Genomic DNA, 21,968 nt, shown 5'->3' with positions numbered 1-21,968 from the left:
ATTCTCATGGACTATGAATACACCTTGGTAGTACTAGGCTTCTTTGCATTTTGCGGTGGCTTAATAGATGCGGCGGTAGGTGGGGGAGGGCTCGTTCAAGTGCCGGCGCTCTTGCACGCTTTGCCGCAATATAGCTTGTCTACCGTTTTTGGAACTAACAAGCTGGCGGTTTTGGCAGGAAATCTTTCATCCGTTCTTAGCTACACAAAAAGAATAGAAATTGCATGGAGGCTTCTGCTTCCTACTCTGGTTTCTGCATTCATGTTCGCGTTACTAGGGGCTTTTTCCATCTCGCTCGTCCCGAAAGCGCTTATGGAGCCCGTTGTTTTTGTCGTTCTGATCGTGATGGCGGTTTATACCTTTGTAAGAAAGGATCTAGGGCGGGTTCATACGAAAATACAATGCGGGACCAAAGAAGTGCTGCAGGGGGTGTTTTTTGGAGGGTTGATTGGTTTCTATGACGGGGTTTTCGGGCCGGGGAGTGGGAGTCTGTTGCTTTTTTTCTTTGTGAAAATTTTTGGCTTCGACTTCTTGAATGCATCAGCTTCGGCAAAGCTGGTTAATCTAGGGACATTTAGCGCGGCGTTGCTCTTTTTTATTCCGTCGGGGAATGTGCTGTGGGCGATCGGTGGAGTAGTAGCTATCTGTAATATCGCAGGCTCTGTCACGGGGGTCTTTTTGGCATTGCGATATGGTAGTGGTTTTATTCGGGTGTTCTTTTTGATCTTGCTGTTATTTCTTATCGGTAGAATGGGTGTGTCTATGTGGATATGAAAAAGGGCATGCCATCGCTGGCATGCCCTTCTGTTATCGCTCAGTAGCGCCTCAGGCGACCTTGACGATCCAGTCCGCCGGGCCTTCGATGTCGCCGCTCTGGATGCCGGTCAGCTCGTTGTAGAGCTTCTGGGTCACCGGACCGACTTCGGTTTCGCTGTAGAACACATGCAGATTGCCGTCGTACTGGATACCGCCGATCGGCGTAATCACCGCCGCGGTGCCGCAGGCGCCTGCTTCTTTGAAGCGCTTCAGGTCGTTGATCAGCACGTCGCCTTCGATCACCTTCAAGCTCAGGCGCGATTGCGCCAGTTCCATCAGCGACAGGCGGGTGATCCCCGGCAGCACGGAGGCGGATTTTGGCGTGACGAATTCGTTATTGGCGGTGATCCCGAAGAAGTTCGCCGAACCGACTTCCTCGATCTTGGTGTGGGTCAGCGGATCGAGGTAGATGCAGTCGGCAAAACCGGCTTGCTTGGCCTTGTAGCCCGGTTGCAGGCTGGCCGCGTAGTTGCCGCCGACCTTGGCGGCGCCGGTGCCCTGAGGCGCGGCACGGTCGTAGTCGGAAATCAGGAACTTGTGCGGGGTCATGCCGCCCTTGAAGTACGAGCCGACCGGGATGGCGAAGATCGAGAAGATGAACTCCGGTGCGGTACGCACACCGATGTTGTCGCCGACGCCGATGACGAACGGACGCAAGTACAGCGCACCTTTGCCGTATGGCGGAATGAAGCGTTCGTTGGCCTTGACCACCTGCTTGCAGGCGTCGATGAACTGTTCGGTTGGCACCTGTGGCATCAGCAGGCGATCGCAGCTGCGCTGCATGCGCAGGGCGTTCTGGTCCGGGCGGAACAGGTTGATCGAGCCGTCCTTGCAGCGGTAGGCCTTCATGCCTTCGAAACATTGCTGGCCATAATGCAGCGCGGTCGAGCCTTCGCTGATGTGCAGCACGTTGTCTTCGGTCAGGGTGCCCTTGTCCCACTCGCCGTTACGGAAGTAGGACAGGTAGCGCTTGTCAGTCTTGATGTAGTCGAAGCCCAGCTTGTCCCAGTTAATGCTTTCGTTACTCATGGCACCCTCGAATCAGTTTGCATATGCCTGATTGCTCAGGCGTCTGTTATCGCGCACGCAGCCACGATAATACATCCCGTGCGGATCGGGAACGCCCAGTCATAGGATTGGACCATGGTCGCAGCGAAATTTTCAGCCCGCCAGCTCATGCAGTAGCACCAGGCGCGCGCCAAAGCCGATCAGCAGGGTGCCGAACAGGCGGTTTTGCAGCAACTTCGCCATCCAGATGGTCAAGCCCCATGAGCCCTTGCCGCTGACTCATCTGCAGGCTTGACCTACTGCAAAGGCAGGCGCACTATGAAGTCATGACGATTTGCCTGCTGACCTCGAAGCGTGCCACGACCACCGCCAATCGCGGGGCTGGTACCAATGCTTGAACCTTAGGCAGTAGGTAAAACAAGGCCCCGCCAGCAATGGACGGGGCCTTGTCTTTTCTCCGTCCGGGCTGGCTTTTCACGGAGAGATGACGATGAATGCACGACGTGCACTGCTGGTACTGGATATGCAAGTTGGCCTGTTTCAAGGGCCCGAGCGCCCCTGGCGTGGCGAGCAGGTGTTGGCCACCATTAATCAGCTGATCAGTGCGGCGCGCGATGCAGAGGTACCGATTTTCATGGCCCGTCACACCGGCCCGGAAGGCTCGCCAATTGCCGCAGGCAGCGCCGCCTGGCAGTTGCTCCCAGGGCTGAACGCCGATCCGCAGCGCGACCGCCTGTTCGACAAGACCCGCCCCAGTGCCTTCTTCGCCACCTCGCTGGCGGATGAGTTGCGGGCGGCTGACGTCGAGGAGCTGGTGATCGTCGGCATGAAGACCCAATACTGTGTCGATAGCAACTGCCGGGTGGCCGCTGAGCTTGGTTTCAAGCCCGTGCTGGTCAGTGATGCGCACACCTGCATGGACACGCCGGGGCTGTCTGCCGAGGCTATCATCGCCCACCACAATTTTACCCTCGCGGGCGCTTTTGCCCGGGTGTTGGCGGCAGCTGAGCTGAGTTTCTAACAGTTCTGTTGCCCGGAGGCGATGACGAAATGGGCATGCCATGAGGTGGGTGGGTCGAGCGGCAGTGTGGCAGGCGCTCGGATACCCAGCAATTACTCGCTTGACCTCTACTTAACTCGAGGTACGAAACTGTGCGCTCTTTCGTAATGGAGTGCACCATGACCCTTGCCAGCACCCCGTCAGCCTTCGAGCTGTCCAACCCTCAAGGCCTGTACGATCCCAGCACCAACGCCTATTCCCATGTCGCTGCGGTCAGCCCTCAGGCCCGGCTCTTGTATATTGCCGGGCAGGGTGGTGAGGATATCGAAGGGCGGCTTTCAGCCGTCTTTGCCGAGCAGGCCCGACAAGCCCTGATCAATCTGCAGACGGCTTTGCGCAGCAGAGGCGCAGCGCTTGAGGATGTGTTCAAGCTGACGCTGCTGATCGTCGATCATTCGGAAGAAAAGCTACGACAGTGGGTGGCCGAGGCGGATCGTGCCTGGGGGCTTCATATGAAGCCCACCTGCACCTTGATTCCTGTCCCGAGGTTGGCGCTGGACGGTATGCAGATCGAGATCGAAGCTACAGCAGCGCTCAGCACTTAACCTCTACATCAATCCTGCCCAAGCCATCGCTATGGCTACTCTGTTGCTTTAAAAGCAGCGTCAGGGTTTCATGGTGCTCAGTGCGCGGTATCGCGTAATGGCGTGCAATGAGACCCGATATGAAAACCTGTTTAGAGAAATGTGATGTGCCTGTGCCCAGTATCCACTGCGTCAACCTTCAGCTATTGGTGGTAAGCGCATGATCGAAGTGACCGAAGTTTCCATTGCCCAGCTGCGCGCGGCGCTCGAATCTGGCCAGACCACCGCGGTTGAGTTGGTTCAGGCTTATCTTGCCCGTATCGATACCTATGACGGTCCTGGCACGGCCACTGCGCTCAATGCTGTGGTAGTACGCAACCCCGAAGCACTCAAAGAAGCCCAGGCCTCTGATGCGCGCCGGGCCAGGGGCGAAACCCTCGGGCCGCTCGATGGCATCCCTTACACGGCCAAGGACAGCTATCTGGTCAAAGGGCTCACCGCCGCCTCCGGCAGCCCGGCGTTTGCCGACCTGGTTGCCTATCGCGATGCATTCACCATCGAACGTCTGCGTGCTGCCGGCGCTATCTGTCTGGGCAAGACCAACATGCCGCCGATGGCCAATGGCGGCATGCAGCGTGGGGTCTATGGCCGGGCCGAGAGCCCGTACAACGCCGACTACCTCACAGCACCGTTCGCCTCGGGCTCCTCCAATGGCGCAGGTACTGCCACTGCCGCCAGCTTCGCGGCATTCGGTCTGGCCGAAGAAACCTGGTCGAGCGGCCGTGGTCCTGCTTCCAACAACGGCCTGTGCGCTTACACGCCTTCGCGTGGGGTGATCTCGGTGCGCGGCAACTGGCCGCTGACGCCGACCATGGACGTGGTCGTGCCGTTTGCCCGGACCATGGCCGACCTGCTCGAAGTGCTCGACGTAGTGGTCGCCGAGGATCCCGACACCCGTGGCGACTTGTGGCGGATGCAGCCCTGGGTGCCGATTCCGAGCGTCGCTTCGGTGCGTCCGGCTTCGTACCTGGAGTTGGCAGTCGATGCCGCTGCGCTGGCAGGCAAGCGCCTGGGCATCCCGAAGATGTACATCAATGCCGATCCTGAGGCAGGCACCAGTGAAGTGCCGGGTATCGGCGGTCCGACCGGTCAGCGCATCAATACCCGCCCGACGGTGATTGCGCTCTGGGAGCAGGCGCGTAAGGCGCTGGAGGCCGCAGGTGCCGAAGTGATCGAGGTGGACTTCCCGCTGGTCTCCAATTGCGAGGGCGACCGTCCAGGCGCGCCGACCGTGTTCAACCGCGGCCTGGTGTCCAAGGAGTTTCTCCACCATGAGTTGTGGGACCTGAGCGCCTGGGCCTTCGATGATTTCCTCCAGGCCAACGGCGACCCGAAACTGAACCGCCTGGTCGATGTCGATGGTCCGAAGATCTTCCCTCACGATCCGGGCACGCTGCCAAACCGCGAAGGCGATCTAGCCGCGGGCATGGACGAGTACGTGCGCATGGCCGAGCGTGGCATCACCCCTTGGGATCAGATCAGCACTGTGCCTGACGGCCTGCGCGGGCTGGAGCAAACCCGTCGGATCGATCTGGAAGACTGGATGGATCGCCTGCAGCTTGATGCCGTGCTGTTCCCGACGGTCGCCGACGTTGCCCCGGCCAATTCAGATGTCGACCCGGTATCGGCGGACATTGCCTGGAGCAACGGCGTCTGGGTGGCCAACGGCAACCTGGCCATTCGCCATCTGGGCGTGCCGACGGTCACCGTACCGATGGGTGTGATGGCCGACATCGGCATGCCGGTCGGGCTGACCTTTGCCGGGCGGGCCTATGACGATTCGTCGTTGCTACGCCTGGCGTCGGCCTTTGAGTCGACAGGGTCCAGGCGATTGGTGCCGCCGCGCACACCGCCGTTGGTTGCTGGCAATTAAATAGAGAGGGCGGGGTTGGCGCTACGCGGCGTCAATCCCGGTCTTGATTTGACCGTGCATTGTGCTTGAAGTGCGCGCATGGCTACGACAGAGATGTCGTGAGATGGATTTGGATCAGAAGAAGAAAATGGCAGGGGCGGCTGGATTCGAACCAACGCATGGCAGGATCAAAACCTGCTGCCTTACCGCTTGGCGACGCCCCTGTAGCTGTTGCGACGAGTGTCTGGCACTCGTTTGAAGAGATAGCATTCGCTGCCGTTGCAGGAATGTGCGGAAATTTATCAACTTTTTTGCCGTCTGGGAAGAGCCAGAGCGAATAAATTGTTTTTAAAACAGCCGGTTACTGTTACGCCAGGTCAGGCATCATAGTGTTTATCCCATCCAGCAGGAAATTCTCCATGGCAAACCACGACATCACCTTCGTTCCCGACCCCGACCCGCAATCCATCTCCAGCGACGTTGCCGGTTTCGGCGGTGTGCTGGTTTCCACCCAGATCCCCACCCGTGCCGATGGCAGCCTGGAGCTGGGCGATATCACCTTGCAGAGCGAATGTACCCTGCAAGCGCTGAAGGTTGCGCTGGAACGCGCGGGCAGCTCGATGGAGCGGGTGCTGCACCTGACCATCTACCTCACCGACATGGCAGACCGCGCTGCTTTCAACGAAGTTTACCAGCGCTACTTCGCCAAGCCCTGGCCGGTGCGCGCCGCTGTCGGCGTGGCCTCGCTGGCGGTTGAAGGCATGCGTGTAGAAGTGACGGCGATGGCCGCCAAGGGCTGAGCCCACGGCACCACCTGGCAGTACAGGGGTGCCGGTCACGTGTTTCGCGCTACAATGCGCGCCTTGACCGTGACAAGCCTGACTAAAAAAACATGTCCTTACCCAAGCATCACCTGGAACTGCTCAGCCCCGCCCGCGATGTGGCTATCGCCCGTGAGGCCATCCTGCATGGCGCCGACGCCGTGTACCTCGGTGGCCCAAGCTTCGGCGCCCGCCACAACGCCTGTAACGAGGTGAGCGATATCGCTCAGTTGGTGGAGTTCGCCCATCGTTACCACGCGCGGGTGTTCACCACCATCAACACCATCCTTCACGACAACGAGCTGGAGCCGGCCCGCAAGCTGATCCACCAGCTGTACGATGCCGGTGTCGATGCACTGATCGTCCAGGACCTGGGGGTGATGGAGCTGGATATTCCGCCGATCGAGCTGCACGCCAGCACTCAGACCGACATCCGCACCCTGGCGCGGGCGAAGTTCCTCGATCAGGCCGGTTTCTCGCAACTGGTTCTGGCCCGCGAGCTGAACCTCAAGGAAATCCGTGCCATCGCCGACGAGACCGATGCGGCGATCGAGTTCTTCATTCACGGCGCGCTGTGCGTGGCCTTCTCCGGCCAGTGCAACATTTCCCATGCCCAGACCGGACGCAGCGCCAACCGCGGTGATTGCTCCCAGGCGTGCCGCCTGCCGTACACCTTGAAGGACGAAAAAGGCGGCGTGATCGCCTACGAAAAGCACCTGTTGTCGATGAAGGACAACAACCAGAGCGCCAACATCCGCGCCCTGGTCGAGGCCGGTGTGCGTTCGTTCAAGATCGAAGGGCGCTACAAGGACATGGGCTATGTGAAGAACATCACCGCCTATTATCGCCAGCGCCTGGACGACGTCCTCGAAGACCGCCCGGACCTGGCCCGCGCTTCCAGCGGTCGCACCGCGCACTTCTTCGTGCCCGATCCGGACAAGACCTTCCACCGTGGCAGCACCGACTACTTCGTCAGCGAGCGCAAGATCGACATCGGCGCCTTCGACTCGCCGACCTTTACCGGTCTGGCAGTGGGCGTGGTCGAGAAAGTCGGCAAGCGCGACCTGCAGGTCGTCACTCATGAGCCGCTGTCCAACGGCGATGGCCTCAATGTGCTGGTCAAGCGTGAAGTCGTCGGCTTCCGTGCCAACATCGCCGAGCCCAAGGGCGAGTTCGATGAAGACGGCGAAAAGCGCTACCGCTACCGCGTCGAACCGAACGAAATGCCCAAGGGCCTGCATCAATTGCGGCCAAACCATCCGCTGAGCCGTAACCTCGACCACAACTGGCAGCAAGCCCTGCAGAAAACCTCTGCCGAGCGTCGCATCGGCCTGGCCTGGGCGGCATGCCTGCGTGAAGAGCGCCTGCAACTGACCGCCACCAGCGAAGAGGGCGTCAGTGCCAGCGTCAGCCTGGACGGTCCGTTCGGTGCGGCCAACAAACCGGAACAGGCGCTGGAGCAACTGCACGACCTGCTCGGGCAATTGGGCACCACCCAATACCACGCCACCGTCATCGAGCTGGACGCGCCACAGGCGTATTTCATCCCCAACTCGCAGCTCAAGGCATTGCGCCGCGAAGTTATCGAAGCGCTGACTGAGGCGCGTATCAAGGCGCATCCACGCGGCGGGCGTAAAGCAGAAAGCAATCCGCCACCGGTGTACCCTGAGTCGCACCTGTCGTTCCTGGCCAACGTTTACAACCAGAAGGCGCGCGACTTCTACCACCGTCACGGCGTCAAGCTGATCGACGCGGCCTATGAGGCCCATGAAGAGAAGGGCGAAGTGCCGGTGATGATCACCAAGCACTGCCTGCGCTTCTCCTTCAACCTTTGCCCGAAGCAGGCCAAGGGCGTCACCGGCGTGCGTACCAAGGTTGCGCCGATGCAGCTGATTCACGGCGACGAAGTGCTGACCCTGAAGTTCGACTGCAAACCTTGCGAGATGCACGTTATCGGCAAGATGAAGGGGCACATCTTTGATCTGCCGCAACCGGGCAGCCAGCAAGTGGTCGGCCATATCAGCCCTGAAGACCTGCTGAAAACCATCCCCCGCGCCCCACACTGAGTGGATACGAGCGCGACGTCAGTGCGTCGCGCTCGTGCTCAACCGCGAAGTTCCATCCCCGCTTTGTCCAGCAGCCAGCTGCGAAACGCTTCCAGCGCCGGCAGCGCCTGATTGCGTGGCGGATACACCAGGTAATAGCTGCGCGCACTGGCAAAGGGCAGGGCGGGGCTGCTCAGCTCGCCACTGGCCAGTTCGTCACCGATCAGGATACGTGGCACCAGGCCGATACCGATATCGGCGCGCACCGCCTGGATCAAATGTGAAGTCAGTTCAAAGCTCGGTCCCAGGCGCATGGCCTGGTGCGCCAGGCCGTGGTGAGTGAACCATTCGCCCCAGGCATTGGCGTTGTTGGCGACGCTGAGCAGTACCTGCTGGCTGATGTCCTTGGGGCTCCAGGCGGGCTGGGTGGCCGCCAGGGTCGGTGACAGGATGACCATCAGTTCTTCGGCGTGCAGGCGATGGCAGATCAGCCCCGGCAGTTCGCTGGTGGCGACCACGATGGCGGCGTCGATGCCGCTGGTGGCGAAGTCCACCGGTTCAATCCGTGAATTGATATGCACCAGCACGTCGGGATGGCTGCGGTAGAACTCATGCAGGCGTGGCAGCAACCACTTCGAACCGAAGGTCGGCAGGGTGGCCAGGCGCAGGTTGCCGCCACCGGCCTGGTGGGCGATGGCGTGCAGGGTAGCGCTGCGTACACGACCCAGGGCCTCGCTGATTTCACGCTGGTACAGGCGGCCGACATCGGTGAGCTTGACCGTGCGGCCTTCGCGGCGGAACAACGTCACCCCCAGTTGCTGCTCCAGGGCCTGGACCTGACGGCTGACAGCGCTCTGGGTCAGCGCCAGCTCCACCGCCGCGCGGGTGTAGCTTTCGTGGCGCGCCGCGGCTTCAAATGCCAGCAGCAAGGACATCGACGGGGTGAGGTTGCGGTAATTCATTCGGAAAAGTCATCAAAGGCTGCGGGAATATCCGTTTGTGCCTGGCTCAAGGCTGCGGGATCATTGGCATCATCCACTACCTGGCGGTGTGCTGACCATACCGTTTCGGCAAGTATTCTCGATTAGCCTGACATAAATGAGGCCATCCCCCGATGATCGCCCGATTGACCGGCACTGCACCGGCCACGTTGTACCCTGAATTTCTCGACGCCCTGCGTGCTGCCGGTTTCCGTGGCCAGCTCAGTGCCGACTACGCTACCCGTACCGTGCTGGCGACCGACAATTCAATCTACCAGCGCCTGCCCCAGGCGGCGGTGTTCCCTGAGGACGCTGAGGACGTTGCGCGCATCGCCGCGCTGATGGCCGAGCCACGCTTCAAGGCGGTCAAGCTGACCCCGCGCGGTGGCGGCACCGGTACCAACGGCCAGTCGCTGACGGACGGCATTGTTGTCGACCTGTCGCGGCACATGAACAGCATCCTCGAAATCAACGTCGAGGAACGTTGGGTGCGGGTCCAGGCCGGTGTGGTCAAAGACCAGCTCAATGCTGCGCTCAAACCTCACGGGCTGTTTTTCGCCCCGGAACTCTCCACTTCCAACCGCGCCACCGTCGGCGGCATGATCAACACCGACGCCAGCGGCCAGGGCAGCTGCACCTACGGTAAAACCCGTGATCATGTGCTGGAGCTGCACAGCGTGCTGCTCGGCGGCCAACGTCTGCACACCCGCCCGTTAAGCGACGCGGAACTGGAGCAAGCCTGTGCCGAACCCGGGCGTGCCGGTGAGGTGTATCGCACTGCCCGGCAGATCCAGGAAACCCGGGCCGAGCTGATCGAGCAGATTTTCCCCAAGCTCAACCGCTGCCTGACCGGGTACGACCTGGCGCACCTGCGCGACGAGCAGGGCCGCTTCAACCTCAACAGCGTGCTGTGCGGCGCTGAAGGCTCGCTGGGCTATGTGGTCGAGGCCAAGCTCAATGTGCTGCCGATTCCCAAGTACGCGGTATTGGTCAACGTCCGCTACACCAGCTTCATGGACGCCCTGCGTGACGCCAACGCGTTGATGGCGCACAAGCCGCTGTCGATCGAGACGGTCGACTCCAAGGTGCTGATGCTGGCGATGAAAGACATCGTCTGGCACAGCGTCGCCGAATACTTCCCCGCCGATGCCGAGCGTCCGACCCTGGGCATCAACCTGGTGGAATTCTGTGGTGATGATCCGGCAGAAGTGAATACGCGGGTGCAGGCCTTTGTCGCCCACCTGCAAGCTGACCAAGGCGTCGAGCGCCTGGGCCACACCCTGGCTGAAGGCGCCGAGGCGGTGACGCGGGTCTACACCATGCGCAAGCGCTCGGTGGGCCTGCTCGGCAACGTCGAGGGCGAAGTACGTCCGCAGCCGTTCGTGGAAGACACGGCGGTGCCGCCGGAGCAACTGGCCGACTACATTGCCGAGTTTCGTGCTTTGCTCGACGGTTACGGCCTTGCTTACGGCATGTTCGGCCACGTCGATGCCGGCGTGCTCCACGTGCGCCCGGCGCTGGATATGAAAGACCCGGCCCAGGCGGCGCTGGTCAAACCGATTTCCGATGCCGTGGCGGCGCTGACCCTGCGCTATGGCGGCTTGCTCTGGGGTGAGCACGGCAAGGGCCTGCGTTCGGAATACGTACCGGAGTACTTCGGTGAACTGTACCCGTCGCTGCAAGCGCTCAAGGGCGCCTTCGACCCGCACAACCAGCTCAACCCCGGCAAGATCTGCACCCCGCCGGACAGTGCCCAGGGCCTGATCAAGGTCAACGAAGCACCGCTGCGGGGCGACTACGACCGGCAGATCGACGAGCGTGTGTGGCAAAGCTTCGGCAGTGCCGTGCACTGCAACGGCAACGGCGCCTGCTACAACTACGACCCTAACGACGCCATGTGCCCGTCGTGGAAAGCCACCCGCGAACGCCAGCACTCGCCCAAGGGCCGCGCCTCGCTGATCCGCGAATGGCTGCGCTTGCAGGGCGCCGCCAACATCGATGTGCTGGCCACTGCCCAGGGTAAAGTCGCCTGGCTCAAAGGCCTGCCGGCGCGTCTGCGCAATAACCTGTCGCGCAGCAAGGGCGAAGCGGACTTCTCCCATGAGGTCTACGACGCCATGGCCGGTTGCCTGGCCTGTAAGTCTTGCGCGGGGCAGTGCCCGATCAAGGTCAACGTGCCGGAGTTTCGCTCGCGCTTCCTGGAACTGTACCACGGGCGCTACCAGCGGCCGCTGCGCGACTACCTGATTGGCTCGCTGGAATTCAGCATCCCGTACCTGGCGCATGCGCCTGGGTTGTACAACGCGGTGATGGGCTCGAAGTGGGTCGGCAAACTGTTGGAACGGCATGTCGGCATGCTCGACAGCCCGTTGATCAGCCGTTACAACCTGCAAGCCACGTTGACCCGCTGCAACGTACGCGTGGCCAGCATCCCGGCCCTGCGCGAACTGACCCCGGCCCAGCGCGAGCGCAGCATCGTGCTGGTTCAGGATGCGTTTACCCGCTATTTCGAAACCCCGGTGCTGGCAGCCTTTATCGATTTGGCTTACCGCCTCGGCCAGCGCATCTACCTGGCGCCATACAGCGCCAACGGCAAGCCTCTGCACGTCCAGGGTTTCCTCGCTGCCTTCAACAAAGCGGCCATTCGCAACGCCCGTCAGCTCAGTACCCTGGCAGATTGCGGTGTGCCTTTGGTGGGCCTGGATCCGGCCATGACCCTGGTCTACCGCCAGGAGTACCAGAAGGTTCCGGGCCTGGGCGATTGCCCGAAAGTGTTGCTGCCACAGGAGTGGCTGATGGATGTGCTGCCCGAGCAGCCGACCCGGGCAACCACCACTTATCGCCTGATGGCGCACTGCACCGAGAAGACCAACGTCCCGGCCAGTACCCGCCAGTGGGAGCAGGTGTTCGCCCGTCTGGGCCTGAAGCTGTCCACTGAAGCCACCGGTTGCTGCGGCATGTCTGGCACCTACGGCCACGAAGCGCGCAACCAGGACACCTCGAAGGTCATCTTCGAGCAGTCCTGGGCGGGCAAGCTGGACAAGGAGGGGGAGGCGCTGGCGACGGGGTATTCTTGCCGTAGTCAGGTCAAGCGTCAGGCTGATCGTACATTGCGCCATCCGCTGGAGGTGTTGTTGCAGCAGTTGGCGTAGCCGCGTGATGGCTTCAGTCGCGCTGCTCGGCCACCAGCAGCAGCGACTGCGGCACAAGGCTTTGCGGGTGCTGCGGCTCCTGCAGGCCAACCAGGCGAAAACCGGCCATGTCCAGTGCATTGAACCAACTGGACAAGGTGCGCATGTACCACGGCATGGGTTGCCACTGGCCCTGGAAGTCGGCAAAGGTCTCCACGCGCCAACCATCCTGATAGTCGCCCGCCGCCGCAGTCCAGGGATGAAGCGTCTGGATCACCAGCGCACCGCCAGGGACGAGCAGGGCGTTCATCGCCGCGAGCAGCGGGATGATGTCCTGATGCAGCAGGGCGAAGTTGGCGCAGATCAGGTCGTAGTTGCTGCCGATGTTTACCTGGGCATCTACCAACGCATCGTAATTGGCCTGATGCACCGGCGAACTGCCTGCTGCCCGCGCTGCTTCGACCAGGGTTGCATCGCCATCGACCCCGACCGCCTTGATGCCGCGTTCGGCCAGGGCACGCAGCAGCCAGCCCTCACCACAGCCGAGGTCAAGCACATGCTCGGGCTGGCGCCCCAGCACCGCCAGGAGGATGGCCTGATCGGTGACCTTCAGGCGGCTTTCGATGGCGCCGCTACGGATGGCTTCGATCCAGGCGCGGGCGTTATGGTGCCAGCTCTGCAGGAGGCTGACTTCGGGCGCGGGCATTGTTATATCCACTGTGGCGGGTCGCATAGAAGGATAGGCCAAATGTCGAGGGTGCGGAGTTTGGCCCGCGAGCCCATCCCGCCAGTGTGCTCAAGTTACGCGCGGTTAAGCATCAACCCATGCAGCACGCCAAACCGCAACCCAGGCTCTGACGGCATCATCTCGGTAATCCCGAAGGCTTTGAACGCCGCCAACATGATCGCCAGTCCACCCGGCAGGGCGCTCTGGCGATGGGGGTGCAGGCCGCCCAGGCGGGTGCTGTTGACGTGCCCCGCTTCCAGTAGCAGCACTGACAGGCGCAACAGGCCGCGGTAGGTGATACCGCCTTCGCCACAGTCGTTCAAGGCATTGGCCCTGAGCACTTTGGCCAGCATTCGCGCAGTGCCGGAAGAGCCAATTGCCTGCTGCCAACCCACGTGACGATAGCGCCGGGCGACTTTCTCGAATTGCAAGGTAGCGGTGCGCTCAGCGTCCAGCAGAGCCTGAGCGCGAACCTCACCGCCGGGAAAAAAACGCGTACTCCAGATGCCGCTGCCGATGCTCAGGCTTTCGCTCAGCAGTGCCTGCTGACCCCGGCCCAGGATCAACTCGGTGGAGCCACCACCGATGTCCACCACCAGGCGCAGCGTATCGGCAGCAGGGATGCGATGGCTGACCCCGGCATACACCAGCTGGGCTTCTTCCTGGCCGGAAATGACGTCGATGGGAAAGCCCAGGTGGCGCTGGGCATCGCTCAAGAAGAGTTTGGCATTGACGGCTTCACGCACGGCGCTGGTAGCCACTGCGCGTACACGTCCAGGCTCGAAACCGCGCAGTTTTTTGCCAAAGCGGGCGAGTGCTTGCCAGCCTCGGTCCAGCGCCAGCTCGTCCAGGGCGCCATTGTGCAGACCTTCGGCCAGGCGAACCGGTTCGCGCAAGGATTTCACTTCTTCGATAATCCATTGGCGGTTCCGTTTGACCGGCTGGCCGATCATCATGCGAAACGCATTGGACCCCAGGTCAATCGCCGCAAACAGGGAGGTATCGCTTTTCATCGAGCGTTCCTTGCAGGTTCATCAGTCAACGCTCAAAAGCGTTTGCGATGATCTTGCCAGCCGATCGATGACGCGAAGATGACAGCCCCTACAACGGCGAAATCGTCCCTAATGCGCCAATCCCAATAGCCAGCACCAGAAAACCAACGACAAAAAGCGCAAGCTTGCCCATATGAACTCCGAATTGAACAGGAAAGAGGCAACAGGCGCTGCAGATCACCCAGCCACCTGATCAGGCACACTGTGAAAGGTGCCTTGTAGGGGCTTCATTGTCGGCGTGTCAGGGTTTTCATTACAGATTCAGATGGCGCAGAAAAATACGGATCAGAATGAAAGCGCCCCAACCTGAAGGTCCAGGTCGGGGCGTTTTTTGTGGCCTTGTCAGACTGCGGCGTTGCGCTTACACCAGGTCAAATCGATCCAGGTTCATGACTTTGGTCCAGGCAGCAATGAAGTCCCTGACGAACTTGTCCTTGCCATCGTCGCTGCCATACACCTCAGCCAGCGCGCGCAGTTGGGCATGCGAGCCGAACACCAGGTCGACGCGGCTGCCAGTCCATTTCAGCTCGCCGGTTTTGCGGTCGCGGGCTTCATAGCTGTCGTTGGCGCTGGAGGTCGGCTTCCATTCCACGCTCATGTCCAGCAGGTTCTGGAAGAAGTCGTTGGTCAACTGCCCAGGCCGTTTGGTGAACACACCCTGTGCGTTTTGCCCGACATTGTTGCCCAACACCCGCAGGCCGCCGATCAATACGGTCATCTCCGGCGCGCTGAGGTCCAACAGTTGCGCCTTGTCGACCAGCAGCGCTTCGGGTTTGACCTTGACCCCGGTTTTGATGAAGTTGCGAAAACCATCGGCAATCGGCTCGAGCAAACCGAAAGACTCAACATCGGTCTGCGCTTGCGAGGCGTCGGTACGGCCTGGAGAGAAGGGCACAGTGAGGTTGTGGCCAGCGTTTTTCGCCGCTTGCTCCACACCCGCGTTACCCGCCAGAACGATCAGGTCGGCGAGGGAAATTTTCTTGCCACCCCCCTGGGCGTTGAAGTCGTTCTGAATGCCTTGCAGCTTGCCGAGCACTTCGGCCAGTTGCACAGGCTGGTTGGCTTCCCAGTCTTTCTGCGGTGCCAGGCGCAGGCGGCCACCGTTGGCCCCGCCGCGTTTGTCCGAACCGCGAAAGCATGAGGCCGCTGCCCAGGCGGTGGACACCAGTTGCGCTACCGAAAGGCCCGAAGCCAGTACCTTGGCCTTGAGCGCGGCGACGTCGGCGTCGTTGACCAGGGCGTGGTCTACTGCCGGGATCGGGTCTTGCCAGAGCAATTCTTCATTGGGCATTTCCGGGCCGAGGTAGCGCGACAGCGGGCCCATGTCGCGATGAATGAGCTTGTACCAGGCGCGGGCGAAGGCGTCGGCCAGTTGCTCGGGGTTGTCCTTGAAGCGTCTGGCGATCGGCTCGTAGATTGGATCGAAGCGCAGCGCCAGGTCCGAGGTCAGCATTCTCGGTTCCTGTTTTTTCGCCGGGTCGAAAGCGTGGGGGATGCGGTCTGCGCCTGCACCGCCTTTTGGCCGCCACTGGTGGGCACCTGCAGGGCTCTTGGTCAGCTCCCAGTCGAAGCCGAAGAGGTTTTCCAGGTACTCGTTGCTCCACTTTGTGGGGGTCGAGGTCCAGGTCACTTCCAGGCCGCTGGTGATGGCGTCGGCGCCTTTGCCGCTGCCGAATTTGTTGCGCCAGCCCAGGCCCTGTTCCTCAAGACCGGCGGCCTCGGGTTCAGGGCCGACGTTGTCGGCCGGCCCGGCACCGTGAGTCTTGCCGAAGGCGTGACCGCCGGCGATCAGGGCCACGGTTTCTTCATCGTTCATGGCCATGCGACCGAAGGTGTCGCGGATGTCCTTGGCCGAGGCGAGCGGGTCAGGGTTACCTTCGGGGCCTTCCGGGTTTACGTAGATCAGGCCCATCTGCACTGCGGCCAGCGGATTATCGAGGTTGCGCTCTGAAGGGGCAGCACGGCCTGCTTCCTTGCCATAGCGGATGTCGCCCCCCAGCCAGACGCTCTCGGCACCCCAGTTCACCGCTTCATCCGGCTCCCAGACGTCGGCGCGGCCACCGGAGAATCCGAAGGTCTTGAAGCCCATCGATTCCAGGGCGACGTTGCCGGCAAGCACGATCAGGTCGGCCCAGGAGATGTTCTTGCCGTACTTCTGTTTGATCGGCCAGAGCAGGCGCCGGGCCTTGTCCAGGCTGACGTTGTCGGGCCAGCTGTTGAGCGGGGCGAAGCGCTGCTGGCCGGAGCCGGCGCCACCGCGACCATCACCGATACGGTAGGTGCCGGCACTGTGCCAGGCCATGCGGATGAACAGCGGGCCATAGTGGCCGAAGTCGGCAGGCCACCAATCCTGGGAATCGGTCATCAACGCCCTTAGGTCTTGTTTGAGGGCGGCAAAGTCCAGGCTTTTGAACGCGTCGGCGTAATTGAAGTCCTCATCCATTGGATCGGAGAGGTTCGAATGCTGATGCAGGATCTTCAGGTTCAGCTGGTCGGGCCACCAATCGCGGTTGCTGGTACCCCCGCCAGCGGCAGGATTGAACGGGCATTTTGACTCGTTTGACATGACTGTTTCACCTCTGGATGGACTCACCCCACAATCCGACTCGTTCTATCAACCGAGTAGAGATGAGTGAAATCAATGGCATAGGTTCAAGGCCAGCGGTTCGAACAACGAATCGGTGATGGCCATCACGGACAGTTCAGCGTAGCGGCAATCTCGTTATCGGTAAGATGAGTCACTGCGGGAAGTGCAGCTGTAGCCGCTTTGTTACTGCCTTCCCAGAAGCCATCCGGCCGGATCAGTGCAGCGATAAATATAGGCTAGACGTGGGGAAGAGCGAGGGCTAATAGCGGGAGTATTGGAGGTTGATAGAGTGGCTCTCTCAGCAATGGCCGATGTAGTTCAACCGCTGCACGTGATCACTCAGGGTTGTCCCTGTAACATGCAAAGCCTTCCTATCCCTGCGAGTCTGAAAAATGGATGTTCACTCGATTCTTGCTTATGTGCTGGTTGCTGCGATCGCCATCGCCAGCCCAGGTCCTGCCACTCTGATGGCGATCAACAACAGCCTGGCCTATGGTCCGCGAGCTGCACTGTGGTCTTCGCTGGGCAATGCGTGCGGACTGTTCTGCCTGTCGGCAGCGGCAATGCTGGGGTTGGGCGCTTTGCTTGCCAGTTCTGAGTGGATGTTCAACGTTGTGAAGATTGCCGGGGCTGGCTATCTGTTTTATCTGGGCGCCAAGCAGTTGTTCAAGAAGACGCCAATGCTGGCGGCCGATGTTGCGGGCAATCAGCACGTCAGCAAACCATCGCGCCTGAAGCTGTTCAAATCGGCCTTCCTGACCGCTGCCACCAACCCCAAGGCGACCATGTTTTTCTCGGCGCTGTTCCCACAGTTCATTGACCAGAGTGGCGCATTGCTGCCGCAATTTCTGCTGCTCACGTCGATCTTCATGGCCTTGTCGCTGACCTCCCTGACCCTGTATGCAGCGTTGGCTTCCCGGGCCAAGGGGGTACTGACCCGGCCGCGGTTTTCACTGTGGGTGAGCAGGGCGGTTGGTTCAACGTTCATCTTCTTCGGCGCAGCCATTCTCACTATGCGCAGGCAAGCTGCGTAGTGGGGGTATCAATGGGCAAAGCCTGAGAACACTGCTATTCCTATTGCTTGGAGCTTTCGGGTAGCCGTTGATGCTGGTCGTCGAACAGTTGCGCAAGTCGTTCATTACCGCCCAGGGTACGTTGCCGGTGCTGCAGGGCGTCGACTTGCGTCTGGCGCGGGGCAGCAGCCTGGCGTTGATGGGCGAGTCGGGCAGCGGTAAAAGTACCTTGCTGCACCTGCTCGCGGGGCTCGACCGCGCTGACAGCGGGTGCATCCTGATCGACGATCAGCCTCTGGGCGGTCGTTCGGAGTCTGCCCTGGCGCGCTGGCGCCGGGAAGGCATCGGCCTGGTGTTCCAGCAATACAACCTGATCAGCAGCCTGGATGTGGCTGCCAACCTGGCGTTTCAGGCAAGGCTGGCCGGACGCCACGATCAGCAATGGCTGGACTATCTGAGCGAACGCCTGGGGCTGACAGAGTTGTTGCAACGCTACCCGGAGCAGCTGTCCGGTGGCCAGCAACAGCGCGTCGCCATCGGTCGGGCGCTGGCGGGGCGACCTGGGTTGTTGCTGGCCGACGAACCCACCGGCAGCCTCGATGAGGCCAGCAGCGATCAAGTGCTGGGCCTGATGTTGCAACTGGTCGCCGAGGCCGGCAGTAGCGTATTGATGGTGACCCACAGCCAGCGCTTGGCCGCGCGTCTGGAGCAAAGGTGTTTCCTGCATGCCGGCCGGGTGCAGGTCGAGAAGCCCTGATGAACGCCTTATTGATAGCCCTGCAGGCGCTGCTCAGCCATTGGTGGCGCCATCGTTTGCAGTTTTTTAGCCTGTTTACCGGGTTGTGGCTGGCCACGGCGCTGTGGACCGGGGTTCAGGCCTTGAACAGCCAGGCGCGCAATGACTATGCCCGTGCCAGTGCACTATTGACCGGCCCTGTGCAAGCGCAGCTGGTGGCGCGCGGCGCAGAGCGCTTCGAACAGTCGCTGTACCTGCAACTGCGCCAGCTTGGCTGGCCGGTATCCCCGGTAGTGGAAGGCCGTTTGCGCTTTGCCGGTGAGCGGCCGCTGACGGTGCGCCTGATCGGCATCGAACCGCTGAGCCTGCCAGCGGCAGCGAGCGTCGCCGGCACCCGTATGCAAGACTTCGATCTGCAGGCGTTCATCGGCACCCCTGGGCAAGCCTGGGTTGGCCCGGACACCCTGCAGCAACTGGGCAAGCAAGCGGCGGATCAAGCTGTCAGCAGTGACGGCCAGGTGTTGCCACCTTTCGTCCTCAAGCCACAGTTGGCGCCAGGCGTGATCATCGTGGATATCGGTCATGCCCAGACCTTGCTGCAAGTACCGGGGCAGCTGTCGCGGCTGCTGCTGGCAGATGATAAGGCGCCATTGCCCGCCACTCTTGCTGCCCGCCTCAAGCTGCAACCACCCGATGATGATGGCGGCCTGCAACGCCTGACCGACAGCTTTCACCTCAATCTCACCGCGCTCGGTCTGTTGGCCTTTGTCGTCGGGCTGTTTATCGCCCACGCCGCCATTGGCCTGGCACTGGAACAGCGCCGTGGCCTGATTCGTACCCTGCGTGCCTGCGGTATCAGCTTGAGCATGGTGTTGATCGGCCTGACGCTGGAGCTGGGCGTGTTCGCGGTGCTGGGTGGTTTGGCCGGGGTCGCCAGCGGCTATGTGTTGGCCGCCTTGTTGCTGCCCGATTTCGCCACCAGCTTGCGTGGCTTGTATGGCGCCCAGGTTGCCGGACAACTGAGTCTGCCGGCCTGGTGGTGGTTGGCCGGGGTGCTGGTGAGTGTGTGCGGTGCCCTGATCGCTGGTCTGAGCAGTGTGTTGCGCGCGGCCCGTCTGCCACTGCTGGTGTTAGCGCAACCACAGGCCTGGCGGTTGGCCCAGGGGCCGTGGTTGCGACGGCAAGCAATTGCAGCGGGGCTTTTGCTGCTGGTGGCGCTCGCCTGTTGGCGGTTCGGGGCCAGCCTGTCCAGTGCATTCATCTTGCTCGCGGTGCTGCTGCTGGCCGCAGCGCTGCTGTTGCCGACGTTGCTTGAGGGTGCGTTGGCCTGGCTGGCACGCTTTTGCCGACGGCCATTGACGCAGTGGTTCATCGCCGACAGTCGCCAGCAACTGCCGGCGTTGAGTCTGGCGCTGATGGCCTTGCTGCTGGCGCTGGCCGCCAGTGTCGGCGTGGGCAGCATGACCGAGGGCTTTCGCAAGACATTTACCGGCTGGCTCGATCAGCGTCTGGCAGCCGATCTCTATGTCACGCCTCGGGATAACGCGCAGGCTGAGCAGATCAGAGAATGGCTCGGCGAGCAGCCGGGCATCAGCGCGGTGCTGCCAAGCTGGCGTGTTGAACTACACCTGCAGGAGTGGCCAGTACAGGTCCAGGGCATCATCGATCACCCCGGCTATCGCACACGCTGGCCGTTGCTGGAACACAGCGCGCAGGCCTGGGAGCAACTGGCGCGCGGTCGTGCGCTCATGCTCAGTGAACAGTTGGCGCGGCGCCTGAACGTGCAGTTGGGCGACAGTCTTCAACTGCCGGTCGAGCCCGCGCAAACCATGACCGTGGTCGGCATCTACGCGGACTATGGCAATCCCCAAGGCCATCTGCTGGTCAACGCCGACTGGCTGCGTCGGCATCGGTCTGAGGCGAACCTGAGCAACATCAGCCTGAACCTGGGTAGCGAGCGTGTCCCGTTGCTCAAAGCCGAACTGCAACAGCGCTTTGCCCTGGACGACAGTCGTGTGGTCGAGCAAGCCACCTTGAAGCGTTGGTCGACTGAAGTCTTCAGCCGCACCTTTGCTGCAACGTCTGCGCTCAACAGCCTGACGCTCGGTGTTGCTGGCGTGGCGCTGTTCATCAGTCTGCTGAGCTTGAGCCAGAGCCGCCTAGGCCAACTGGCGCCGCTTTGGGCGCTGGGTGTGCGGCGCAGGCAACTGGTCTGGCTGTCGCTCGCTCAGACCCTGATGTTGAGCAGCCTCACCGTGCTGCTGGCGGTCCCCTTGGGTTTGCTGCTCGCCTGGTGTCTGGTGGCGGTGGTCAACGTCCAGGCGTTTGGTTGGCGTTTGCCGCTGCATGTCTTTCCCGGGCAACTGCTGCAACTGGCCTTGCTGGGGCTGTTGACCAGCCTGCTGGCCAGCGTCTGGCCGTTGTGGCAATTGGCGCGGCGACAGCCGAGTGAGTTATTGAGGCAATTTTCCGATGAAGCCTGAAGCCTGGGGATTGATGGCCTTGTTGCTGCTGAGCGGTTGTGACCAGCCTGAGCCGGCTGACAAAAGCTTTGCCGGATTAGGTCAGGACGCGAACGCCTTCAAGCAGGTGACGCGCAATCATGCACTGGCGTTTCCTCGCGACCACGGTGCGCACAATGGCTTTCGTATCGAGTGGTGGTACGTCACCGCCAATCTCAAGGACAGCCAGGGACGTGAGTGGGGCGCACAGTGGACCTTGTTCCGTTCAGCCTTGCGCACCGGCGCGGAAACCGCCGACTGGAGCAGCCCGAACCTGTGGATGGGCCATGCGGCGCTGACCGGTCCTGGCGGCCATCAGTCCAGTGAGACCCTGGCGCGCGGCGGTATCGGCCAGGCGGGTGTCGAAACCCAGCCGTTTCGAGCCTGGATCAATGACTGGTCGCTGCAGGGCAGTGATGACATCGGGCAATTGCGCATGACCGCCAGCGGCGAGGGTTTTGCTTACCGCTTGACCCTGCTGAGCACTGGCCCGCTGGTGCTGCATGGCGCACAGGGCTACAGCGAAAAATCCGGCAAGGGCCAGGCGTCCTACTATTACAGCCAGCCGTTCTACCAGGTCAGTGGCGAGGTCGAACGCGAAGATCAGCGGGTGGCGGTCACCGGCAACGCCTGGCTTGACCGCGAATGGAGCAGCCAGCCGTTGGCTGCCGGGCAATCAGGGTGGGACTGGTTTTCCCTGCACCTGGACAGCGGCGCGAAACTGATGCTGTTTCGCGTGCGCGAGAGCGCTGGTACACCCTACCGTGCCGGCACCTGGATCAGCGCACAAGGGCAGGCCCAGGCCCTGCAAGGCGAACAAATCCAGCTTCAGGCCCTGGCCTGGACAAAGCAGGACAACGGCGTTGAGATGCCCACTCGCTGGCGCGTGCAGGTGCCGAGTCAGGGTGTCGATGTGCAGCTTGATGCGCTGGAACCGAAAGCGTGGATGCACACCAGCTTCCCGTATTGGGAGGGCCCGGTGCGCATCAGCGGTAGCGTGGGCGGGAGGGGCTACCTCGAAATGACCGGGTACTAGCGCGAAACCTGTAGGCGCT

At 61.6% G+C, this 21,968-nt stretch carries 16 protein-coding genes and 1 tRNA gene; 11 read left to right on the top strand and 6 right to left on the bottom strand.

Features of this window, described 5'->3' with window-relative positions; all coding sequences use genetic code 11:
- The first annotated feature begins 6 nt into the window (after window positions 1–6).
- Entirely contained in the window at window positions 7–774 is a 768-nt protein-coding gene (locus C6382_RS01385) for a TSUP family transporter (protein WP_107022762.1), read from the top strand.
- Between the two features lie 51 nt (window positions 775–825).
- Here the strand turns inward: C6382_RS01385 and C6382_RS01380 are convergent, their stop codons facing one another.
- Complete coding sequence (locus C6382_RS01380; RefSeq protein ID WP_107022761.1) at window positions 826–1,845, bottom strand: branched-chain amino acid aminotransferase; 1,020 nt, start codon at window positions 1,843–1,845, stop codon at window positions 826–828.
- A 469-nt stretch (window positions 1,846–2,314) separates the two neighbouring features.
- On the opposite strand from C6382_RS01380, the gene C6382_RS01375 reads away from it, so the two are divergent.
- The 3 genes from C6382_RS01375 to C6382_RS01365 all read left to right on the top strand — a co-directional run bounded on the left by C6382_RS01375 (window position 2,315) and on the right by C6382_RS01365 (window position 5,341).
- Window positions 2,315–2,845 (top strand): cysteine hydrolase family protein, encoded by a 531-nt coding sequence (locus C6382_RS01375; RefSeq protein ID WP_371919543.1) that lies wholly within the window; start codon window positions 2,315–2,317, stop codon window positions 2,843–2,845.
- A 158-nt stretch (window positions 2,846–3,003) separates the two neighbouring features.
- Window positions 3,004–3,429, top strand: a complete 426-nt coding sequence (locus C6382_RS01370) for a RidA family protein (RefSeq protein WP_107022759.1) — start codon at window positions 3,004–3,006, stop codon at window positions 3,427–3,429.
- Window positions 3,430–3,628: 199 nt separating this feature from the next.
- Window positions 3,629–5,341, top strand: coding sequence for an amidase (locus C6382_RS01365; RefSeq protein WP_107022758.1), 1,713 nt, complete (start codon window positions 3,629–3,631; stop codon window positions 5,339–5,341).
- A 128-nt stretch (window positions 5,342–5,469) separates the two neighbouring features.
- On the opposite strand, the gene C6382_RS01360 is transcribed toward C6382_RS01365, so the two are convergent.
- Window positions 5,470–5,544: transfer RNA gene (locus tag C6382_RS01360), tRNA-Gln, on the bottom strand.
- A 195-nt stretch (window positions 5,545–5,739) separates the two neighbouring features.
- Between C6382_RS01360 and C6382_RS01355 the strand changes: the two genes are divergently transcribed.
- Window positions 5,740–6,120 carry a RidA family protein gene (locus C6382_RS01355; RefSeq protein ID WP_107022757.1) on the top strand — a complete coding sequence of 127 codons (381 nt, stop codon included), beginning with the start codon at window positions 5,740–5,742 and terminating at the stop codon, window positions 6,118–6,120.
- A 92-nt stretch (window positions 6,121–6,212) separates the two neighbouring features.
- Window positions 6,213–8,207 (top strand): U32 family peptidase, encoded by a 1,995-nt coding sequence (locus tag C6382_RS01350; protein WP_107022756.1) that lies wholly within the window; start codon window positions 6,213–6,215, stop codon window positions 8,205–8,207.
- Window positions 8,208–8,245: 38 nt separating this feature from the next.
- Here the strand turns inward: C6382_RS01350 and C6382_RS01345 are convergent, their stop codons facing one another.
- The gene (locus C6382_RS01345) at window positions 8,246–9,148 is read right to left on the bottom strand and encodes a LysR substrate-binding domain-containing protein (RefSeq protein WP_107022755.1); all 903 of its coding nucleotides are present in this window, start codon (window positions 9,146–9,148) and stop codon (window positions 8,246–8,248) included.
- Between the two features lie 152 nt (window positions 9,149–9,300).
- Here C6382_RS01345 and C6382_RS01340 point away from each other — a divergent pair, with 152 nt between their 5' ends.
- Window positions 9,301–12,318, top strand: a complete 3,018-nt coding sequence (locus C6382_RS01340) for an FAD-binding and (Fe-S)-binding domain-containing protein (RefSeq protein ID WP_107022754.1) — start codon at window positions 9,301–9,303, stop codon at window positions 12,316–12,318.
- Between the two features lie 13 nt (window positions 12,319–12,331).
- On the opposite strand, the gene C6382_RS01335 is transcribed toward C6382_RS01340, so the two are convergent.
- From C6382_RS01335 to katG, 3 genes are all read right to left on the bottom strand, one after another.
- Window positions 12,332–13,003, bottom strand: a complete 672-nt coding sequence (locus tag C6382_RS01335) for a bifunctional 2-polyprenyl-6-hydroxyphenol methylase/3-demethylubiquinol 3-O-methyltransferase UbiG (protein WP_107022753.1) — start codon at window positions 13,001–13,003, stop codon at window positions 12,332–12,334.
- 95 nt (window positions 13,004–13,098) lie between these two features.
- Window positions 13,099–14,037, bottom strand: a complete 939-nt coding sequence (locus tag C6382_RS01330) for a phosphatase (RefSeq protein WP_107022752.1) — start codon at window positions 14,035–14,037, stop codon at window positions 13,099–13,101.
- Window positions 14,038–14,437: 400 nt separating this feature from the next.
- On the bottom strand, window positions 14,438–16,642 hold the full coding sequence (gene katG / locus C6382_RS01325; protein ID WP_107022751.1) for a catalase/peroxidase HPI: 2,205 nt from the start codon (window positions 16,640–16,642) through the stop codon (window positions 14,438–14,440).
- 413 nt (window positions 16,643–17,055) lie between these two features.
- Between katG and C6382_RS01320 the strand changes: the two genes are divergently transcribed.
- The 4 genes from C6382_RS01320 to C6382_RS01305 all read left to right on the top strand — a co-directional run bounded on the left by C6382_RS01320 (window position 17,056) and on the right by C6382_RS01305 (window position 21,949).
- The gene (locus C6382_RS01320; RefSeq protein ID WP_107022750.1) at window positions 17,056–17,697 is read left to right on the top strand and encodes a LysE family translocator; all 642 of its coding nucleotides are present in this window, start codon (window positions 17,056–17,058) and stop codon (window positions 17,695–17,697) included.
- 70 nt (window positions 17,698–17,767) lie between these two features.
- Window positions 17,768–18,433 carry an ABC transporter ATP-binding protein gene (locus C6382_RS01315; RefSeq protein WP_107022749.1) on the top strand — a complete coding sequence of 222 codons (666 nt, stop codon included), beginning with the start codon at window positions 17,768–17,770 and terminating at the stop codon, window positions 18,431–18,433.
- Window positions 18,433–20,895, top strand: a complete 2,463-nt coding sequence (locus C6382_RS01310; RefSeq protein WP_107022748.1) for an ABC transporter permease — start codon at window positions 18,433–18,435, stop codon at window positions 20,893–20,895. The genes C6382_RS01315 and C6382_RS01310 overlap by 1 nt, the downstream gene beginning before the upstream one ends.
- Window positions 20,885–21,949, top strand: coding sequence for a lipocalin-like domain-containing protein (locus tag C6382_RS01305; protein WP_107022747.1), 1,065 nt, complete (start codon window positions 20,885–20,887; stop codon window positions 21,947–21,949). Before C6382_RS01310 ends, C6382_RS01305 begins: the two co-directional genes overlap by 11 nt.
- The last annotated feature ends 19 nt before the right edge of the window (window positions 21,950–21,968 follow it).

This window comes from Pseudomonas sp. BBP2017, from assembly GCF_003024385.1.
Lineage (GTDB): Bacteria > Pseudomonadota > Gammaproteobacteria > Pseudomonadales > Pseudomonadaceae > Aquipseudomonas.
This window is presented reverse-complemented; position numbering and strand designations above follow the sequence as displayed.

Bases quoted from the DNA above. Each gene is read 5' to 3' on its own strand.
- C6382_RS01385 (WP_107022762.1), top strand. From the start codon at position 7: ATGGACTATGAATACACCTTGGTAGTACTAGGCTTCTTTGCATTTTGC.
- C6382_RS01380 (WP_107022761.1), bottom strand. From the start codon at position 1,845: ATGAGTAACGAAAGCATTAACTGGGACAAGCTGGGCTTCGACTACATC.
- C6382_RS01375 (WP_371919543.1), top strand. From the start codon at position 2,315: ATGAATGCACGACGTGCACTGCTGGTACTGGATATGCAAGTTGGCCTG.
- C6382_RS01370 (WP_107022759.1), top strand. From the start codon at position 3,004: ATGACCCTTGCCAGCACCCCGTCAGCCTTCGAGCTGTCCAACCCTCAA.
- C6382_RS01365 (WP_107022758.1), top strand. From the start codon at position 3,629: ATGATCGAAGTGACCGAAGTTTCCATTGCCCAGCTGCGCGCGGCGCTC.
- C6382_RS01355 (WP_107022757.1), top strand. From the start codon at position 5,740: ATGGCAAACCACGACATCACCTTCGTTCCCGACCCCGACCCGCAATCC.
- C6382_RS01350 (WP_107022756.1), top strand. From the start codon at position 6,213: ATGTCCTTACCCAAGCATCACCTGGAACTGCTCAGCCCCGCCCGCGAT.
- C6382_RS01345 (WP_107022755.1), bottom strand. From the start codon at position 9,148: ATGAATTACCGCAACCTCACCCCGTCGATGTCCTTGCTGCTGGCATTT.
- C6382_RS01340 (WP_107022754.1), top strand. From the start codon at position 9,301: ATGATCGCCCGATTGACCGGCACTGCACCGGCCACGTTGTACCCTGAA.
- C6382_RS01335 (WP_107022753.1), bottom strand. From the start codon at position 13,003: ATGCCCGCGCCCGAAGTCAGCCTCCTGCAGAGCTGGCACCATAACGCC.
- C6382_RS01330 (WP_107022752.1), bottom strand. From the start codon at position 14,037: ATGAAAAGCGATACCTCCCTGTTTGCGGCGATTGACCTGGGGTCCAAT.
- katG (WP_107022751.1), bottom strand. From the start codon at position 16,642: ATGTCAAACGAGTCAAAATGCCCGTTCAATCCTGCCGCTGGCGGGGGT.
- C6382_RS01320 (WP_107022750.1), top strand. From the start codon at position 17,056: ATGGATGTTCACTCGATTCTTGCTTATGTGCTGGTTGCTGCGATCGCC.
- C6382_RS01315 (WP_107022749.1), top strand. From the start codon at position 17,768: ATGCTGGTCGTCGAACAGTTGCGCAAGTCGTTCATTACCGCCCAGGGT.
- C6382_RS01310 (WP_107022748.1), top strand. From the start codon at position 18,433: ATGAACGCCTTATTGATAGCCCTGCAGGCGCTGCTCAGCCATTGGTGG.
- C6382_RS01305 (WP_107022747.1), top strand. From the start codon at position 20,885: ATGAAGCCTGAAGCCTGGGGATTGATGGCCTTGTTGCTGCTGAGCGGT.